Raw genomic sequence first — 6,061 nt, 5'->3', positions numbered from 1 at the left:
TTTCCTCTCATTTTAAACTTAGTTTTACCCAAGTTTAGCGTATCCTTAATTCTCATAGTTTCCTCCTCAAAATAAAAAGACCTCGCCCTAATAGGGACGAAGTCTTCGTGGTACCACCCAAATTCAAAATTAACAACCGTTAATTTTCTCATTGCATCATAGACTATTAACGAAGTGATCTTTTGCTAATAATTACTTTTTTAGGCTCACACCAACCCTAATTCGCTGAAAAGACCATTAGCAACTTTCTATCTTCAATCTATCATTATTTATGTAGCTTATCATTGGGATAAATTTCAACCGTCGGATCCGTGTATGGTCCTGAAACCGACTCCACAACAAATTGATCACCCTTTGACGAATCATTACTAGACGAGTTTACACTCCCAATAGCCTGCTTGTCAAGATTCTTCACAGCATCTTGAATCTCATCATAATTGCTAAAATTACTTGAATCGAGTAATTTATTCCAATCTTCACTCTGGGCAAAGTCTAACTGACTTTTAAGCATTCCAATCATCTTTTGACGGAAATCCTTCACACTATTTCTAAAATCATCAGTTGCAATTGAAAGGCTCTGAGCCTGCTTTGAGGTATTACCCATGATTTCATTCGATTGATCGGTAGCTTCAGTTAAGATAGAGTTGGCTTGTTCTTGAGCTTTTTGTTTAATTTCATTTGCATCACTCTCAGCATCCTTTTTAACCTTGTCAGCCGCTTCTTGAGCAACTAAAATCGATTGGTTCAAAGAATTTTTTAAATCATCATAGTAAGTGAGGTCTTTTTTGGTTTTCTTTAATGATCTTTTAAGCTCCTCATTCTCATCTTGCAGAATTTGGTAATCTTTAGTGAGTTGATCTAAAAAGTCATTGACTTCATCAATGCTGTATCCCCTCATTTTTAGTGAAAACTTTTTATCATGAATATCTTGAGCCGTTAGCGTCATAATATCCCTCCTCATTTATTTTTTATTACGTTTAATTCAGCTTTTAATTTTCCCTTTTTCGAGTGGCCATTGTATCCCACTACCTTTATTCTACCGTATCCTCTGACAGAAATCATATCAGAAACTTTAATTTCATAATTTGATTTAGTAAACTCAAACCAATTTAAGCGAACTCTTTCATGCTCGATCAGACTCTTAGCCATACTTCTAGAGATATGAAAACCAATCGAAATAACAACGTCTAAACGAAATGATGGTAAAGTAACAAAATCTACTATCCAGTCATCTTTTTGCTGAACAATTTGACTAAAATTAATTTGGCTTAAATCAACCTTTACTTTACCAATACGATCAACTGATCTTATCAAATACTTAGCCATTTCATTCTCACAAATAAATTGCCAACGTTCTCCGTCGGTCAAAATATCGCCGAGAACCTTACGTTCAATTCCACTTCCCATCAAACTTCCAAGAACTTGATTGTGGTGGATAGACGCAAACTTTTCTGGATATTGAATCTCAATTAGTGATAATTCATAATCATCAAACTTCGGCACAAAATAGTCTGGATAAATCAGACCTCGTTTCATCTCAGCATTTTGATATCCACCAAACGTCGACAGCTTCAAACTAGGATAACGATTTACCAAAGTCTGAAGTAAATAGCACTCCCTTGAGTTGAGAAAACTAGTAAGAACTGGACGATACTCAGAATTCGCACTATCAATCCAATCACTTGCAGTTTGAAGGAACGGTAATTCGGATTTTCTAAAATGTTGTTCAATATTTTTTTCAACCCTCATTTTATCCGACCAAACTTATCAAGATATTTCCAATGTAGGTTACCCCAAACTGTAAAAGTTGAAGTACAACTAAGGCCAATATTGGCCCAAATCCTAACATCCCAATGTGAGCAAAATTAAAGTACTCTAAAAAAGGATTCACAATCCGACCCAAAAACTGACCAAATCGAGACTGTGAGGCACCTGGAAACCATGTCAGTAAAGCATCGATTACGATTGCCAACATATAGATCTGAATTGCATAATTAATAATCTGTGCAATCCAATTAATTACTGTAATCAACTAAATCATCCTAACCGACTATTGAACTTTTCGTCCATTGCGCCATCAATATCAAAATTATTAGGAGCACAGAGAAAAATTTTCTCATCAATTCGTCTTATTTTTCCATCAATAGCATAAATAGTCCCATTTAAAAAATCAACGATTCTTTTGACGGACTCATTACTAACCCCGTCCATTTTAACAATTACAGCATTCCCACCAATTAATTTACTGGCAATACTTTTTGCGTCAGCATAAATTCGGGGTTCCATAACAGCAATTTTACTATTAGAAATATCACTTTTACTCATTGATACGACCTTACGCGGATTATTTTTTACAGATCGAACGCTATCAACATTATTTTGGTTTGAGTCGTCGTCTTCATAAGTCTCGTTATTATCATCGAGACCAAAAAAACGCTTAAAATTATATGACATTACTAGCTCCTCTCCGAATACTATTGCTTATTATTTCGGTTCCGATATCTGAAGAATGGAGGGACATCATCATTGTCGTTTCCACTATCATTATTATTTGAATCAGAATTATTTCCAGCTTCAAATGGTTCAAAGTCTTGCTTTTCCACGTTCGAAAACTTGTCATTATCTGATGAATCAGCATTTCTAACTTCGTTTTGGTTATCACTAATGTCCCAGTTGTGAAGCGGATCATCATTACTAGAATCAGCTGAATTATCTTTAGTAGCATTATCAGTCTTAGGACTAGCAAAGGTACTCGAACGATTCTTCCTAGTTAGTGCTGGGCTAGCAGAACGGTCTGGATCCCCAGTCTGAATCCCAGTTGCAACTACCGAAACTTTAACTTCATCACCCATATTTTCATCAATTGAGGTTCCAAAGAAGATATTAACATCATTTGACGTTGCATCAGATACGATATTGGCGGCATCTTGTGCCTCAGCAAGTGATAACTCTGGTCCGGCAGTTACATTCAGCAAGACTTGTTGGGCTCCGTCGATTGAAACTTCCAATAATGGCGAATTAATGGCTTTCTTAGTTGCTTCTTCAGTTCGGTTTTCGCCGGTTGCTGCACCCACTCCCATAAGAGCGGATCCTTGATTCTGCATTACACTTGTTACATCGGCAAAATCCAAATTAACAACCCCAGGACTAGTAATCAAATCAGTGATTCCCTGAACGCCCTGACGTAAAACGTCATCAGCATCCTTAAAGGCTTCCATCATTGGAGTTTTTTTATCAACCATATCTAACAAGCGGTTATTTGAAACCACCACTAAAGTATCAACGTTTTGCTTAAGGGCTTCAATTCCTTCGGTAGCGTTATGATCACGTTTTGGTCCCTCAAAAACGAAGGGACGAGTAACAACCCCAACTGTCAATGCACCAGCATCTTTAGCGATCTTGGCAACAATCGGAGCTGCCCCAGTTCCAGTTCCACCACCCATTCCTGATGTAACAAACACCATGTCAGCATCGTGTAAGGCATCAGTAATGGCTTCTTCACTTTCTTCAGCTGCTTTTGATCCAACTTCTGGATTTGAACCGGCTCCTAGTCCCTTGGTGAGCTTGGGTCCAAGATTAATCTTAGTTTCTGCTTTAGAACTCCCTAAAGCTTGTAGGTCGGTGTTAGCGGCAATAAATTCGACCCCTTTAACGCCTTCTTCGATCATTCGATTAACGGCATTTCCACCACCGCCACCAACTCCAATAACCTTAATTGTTGCACCATTATTTTTATTTGCATCCATTGAATAGTCCATATTTTATAAATACCCCCGCGTTACTCGAAAAAGTGGTGTACAATGCCACTTAATTTTTCGCCTAAATTCTTATCACTCTTTGGTTTCTTTTCACGTTTCTTTTTTGCCGTTTTATTCTGACGTTTTTGCTTAAAGGGAATGGATCCAGATACGCTTGGTTCAGATCGAGGTTCAATTTCTCTGGCATTTCCGTTGTCATCATAGGCGAACTCACCATGGTCAAATGCCGAACGTACTAAACGCTCAATTTGACTTAAATTACCACCATAATTAACTAATGATAATGCTAACGATAGTGAGGGGTGTCTTAAACCAATTTGATCAGGAATATAAACTCTGACATTAACGCCAAAGGTATTAGCGGCTAATTCAGCAATTCCTGGCATAGAGGATACCCCGCCAGTTAGTACAATCCCACCAGGGAGACTTAATGCATCAATTCCATCAAGATCATCTTTGAGTCTGCCAAAGATTTGATCAATTCGTGCTTCGATAATTTCAGCTAATAATTTTTCACTTACATTAACTGGTTGTCCTTGGCCAACAACTTCGACTGGAAACTCATTATCTTCACTAGCTTGATCAACATCAGCATATCCATATCCACGTTTCAACTTTTCAGCGTTAGCGGCAGAAGTGTTTAATACTGAAGAAATATCTTTAGTTATGTATTGTCCACCCTCAAGATCAACATTGGCGTATTTGAGTTCAAAGTCATGAATAACCGCAACCGTTGATTGTCCTCCACCTAGGTCAATCAATATTGTTCCAAACTCTTGCTCTGATTCACTTAAAATATATTTTCCTTCAGCCTGGGGATCGACAACCAATGCTTCAATATTCAAACCAGCATTAGTAACGGCCTTTTTAATATTATGAATAATAGTCTTAGGCCCACTAATCATTCGACCATTCATTTTCAAACGATTTCCAACCATCCCTCTTGGATCTTGAATACCGTCAAAACCGTCTACCATGAATTCATCTGGAGTTAAATCGATCACTTCACGTTCGGGTGGAAGGTTAGTATCAATAGCAGACTCAGACACATCCACAACATCATCGTTTGTGATTTCCTCAGACTGGTCGGGGAGCTCAATCATCCCAGAACATTTATCAATTTTAATCTGATCAGCCGGGATGCCCACAATTACATTGCTAATTTTGACACTTGCCTTTTCCTCAGCCTGACTAACAGCTCGTTCAATAGCATTTGACGCCTTATCAATATCAACAATAACTCCACGACTAACACCAGTTGATTTTTCATTACCAACTCCGATTACATTCATTTGACCGTTAGCCTTCTCAGCTACAATCACTTTAATCGAAGTAGTTCCAATATCTAAACCAATGTACATATTTGAATCGTTCATTATCTGGAACCTCCATATAGGGTCTATTGAAAAAGATGATCCAATATACCATAATCTCACTTAATTTTAACACACATGATGAACGTTAATAAAGAGCTCTCATTTCCCCAAAGGATAGGAGTATGCCCCCACCTCCATGTTAATCACGCTCTTTTGTTTTAGGTCCTTAGCAATTGCAGGATAGTAAGCCATTTTATCTGCCATGGTACTGATTTTTACGTAAATCTCATTTCCATCTTTCATCAAAATCTGAACTCGCTCCGGATTACTTTTAGTATTAGCATTTTTTAACTCTTTAATCTGATTCCTAATTGATGGACTAATTTTTTTATATTGTCTTAACACATTCCTAATTTCATTGCCCTGTTTAAATCCAGAAACAATGCAGACATCGCTAGGATCATTAATTTTCACTGCTTCATCGGAGATATGACCTGATGGGTAGACGGGATAATACTTTCCGGCTTTAAAAATGTACTCCGGATTCGAATATCCATCTACCTTCACCATTAATTGATTATGCTTTTTAAAAGAAAAATCAACGTGTTTAACCTGCGCATTATGAGCTAACACATAACTTTGGGCTTTAGCTTTGTTTCTCTTTACCATTATCAGCGAATCCCCGACTTGAAATGGAATCTGATCTTTAATGTTTTCGCCCTTGAGTTGATGATTAGTTTGAATGTTAATCGATGAAACCCGACTGTATGGCAGTACCAAATAGAGCGAAACTAAAGCTACTACTATAAACAATAATAGGATCGGCAAAAAACCTCTAATTAATTGCTTGCGCTGTTGCTTTCTAATCCCAGGAATTTTGTGTCCGACTCGATATCGACTATTCTTCCTTTGTTTTCTCTCCTGGTACCTTTCCAACCGACCTGATGAATTGGAATCATTATCGCTAGTTTTCATTAAGATCACCCG

The 6,061-nt window shown here is 37.6% G+C and carries 7 protein-coding genes; all 7 read right to left on the bottom strand.

Annotation, left to right across the window (positions count from 1 at the left end):
* Positions 1 to 265: 265 nt before the first annotated feature.
* Positions 266 to 946, bottom strand: coding sequence for a DivIVA domain-containing protein (locus AC6UD0_RS06455; protein ID WP_500708515.1), 681 nt, complete (start codon positions 944 to 946; stop codon positions 266 to 268).
* Between the two features lie 11 nt (positions 947 to 957).
* Positions 958 to 1,749: a YlmH family RNA-binding protein gene (locus tag AC6UD0_RS06450; protein WP_500708514.1), complete on the bottom strand. Its 792-nt coding sequence runs from the start codon at positions 1,747 to 1,749 to the stop codon at positions 958 to 960.
* A gap of 1 nt (position 1,750) precedes the next feature.
* Positions 1,751 to 2,032, bottom strand: coding sequence for a YggT family protein (locus tag AC6UD0_RS06445; protein ID WP_500708513.1), 282 nt, complete (start codon positions 2,030 to 2,032; stop codon positions 1,751 to 1,753).
* Positions 2,033 to 2,037: 5 nt separating this feature from the next.
* On the bottom strand, positions 2,038 to 2,454 hold the full coding sequence (locus tag AC6UD0_RS06440) for a cell division protein SepF (RefSeq protein ID WP_500693927.1): 417 nt from the start codon (positions 2,452 to 2,454) through the stop codon (positions 2,038 to 2,040).
* A 20-nt stretch (positions 2,455 to 2,474) separates the two neighbouring features.
* Entirely contained in the window at positions 2,475 to 3,758 is a 1,284-nt protein-coding gene (gene ftsZ, locus AC6UD0_RS06435) for a cell division protein FtsZ (protein WP_500693928.1), read from the bottom strand.
* A 20-nt stretch (positions 3,759 to 3,778) separates the two neighbouring features.
* On the bottom strand, positions 3,779 to 5,134 hold the full coding sequence (gene ftsA / locus AC6UD0_RS06430) for a cell division protein FtsA (protein WP_500695536.1): 1,356 nt from the start codon (positions 5,132 to 5,134) through the stop codon (positions 3,779 to 3,781).
* Positions 5,135 to 5,233: 99 nt separating this feature from the next.
* A complete protein-coding gene (locus AC6UD0_RS06425) occupies positions 5,234 to 6,049 on the bottom strand; it encodes a cell division protein FtsQ/DivIB (RefSeq protein ID WP_500708512.1) in 816 nt (271 codons plus the stop codon).
* Between the last annotated feature and the right edge of the window lie 12 nt (positions 6,050 to 6,061).

It is taken from the genome of Fructilactobacillus sp. X7R9C1, assembly GCF_059901005.1.
The sequence above is the reverse complement of the archived record's forward strand: the minus strand, read 5'-3'. Positions and strand labels throughout refer to the sequence as shown.

Excerpts from the sequence above, each read along its gene's own strand:
- AC6UD0_RS06455 (WP_500708515.1), bottom strand. The coding sequence starts at position 946 with ATGACGCTAACGGCTCAAGATATTCATGATAAAAAGTTTTCACTAAAA.
- AC6UD0_RS06450 (WP_500708514.1), bottom strand. The coding sequence starts at position 1,749 with ATGAGGGTTGAAAAAAATATTGAACAACATTTTAGAAAATCCGAATTA.
- AC6UD0_RS06440 (WP_500693927.1), bottom strand. The coding sequence starts at position 2,454 with ATGTCATATAATTTTAAGCGTTTTTTTGGTCTCGATGATAATAACGAG.
- ftsZ (WP_500693928.1), bottom strand. The coding sequence starts at position 3,758 with ATGGACTATTCAATGGATGCAAATAAAAATAATGGTGCAACAATTAAG.
- ftsA (WP_500695536.1), bottom strand. The coding sequence starts at position 5,134 with ATGAACGATTCAAATATGTACATTGGTTTAGATATTGGAACTACTTCG.
- AC6UD0_RS06425 (WP_500708512.1), bottom strand. The coding sequence starts at position 6,049 with ATGAAAACTAGCGATAATGATTCCAATTCATCAGGTCGGTTGGAAAGG.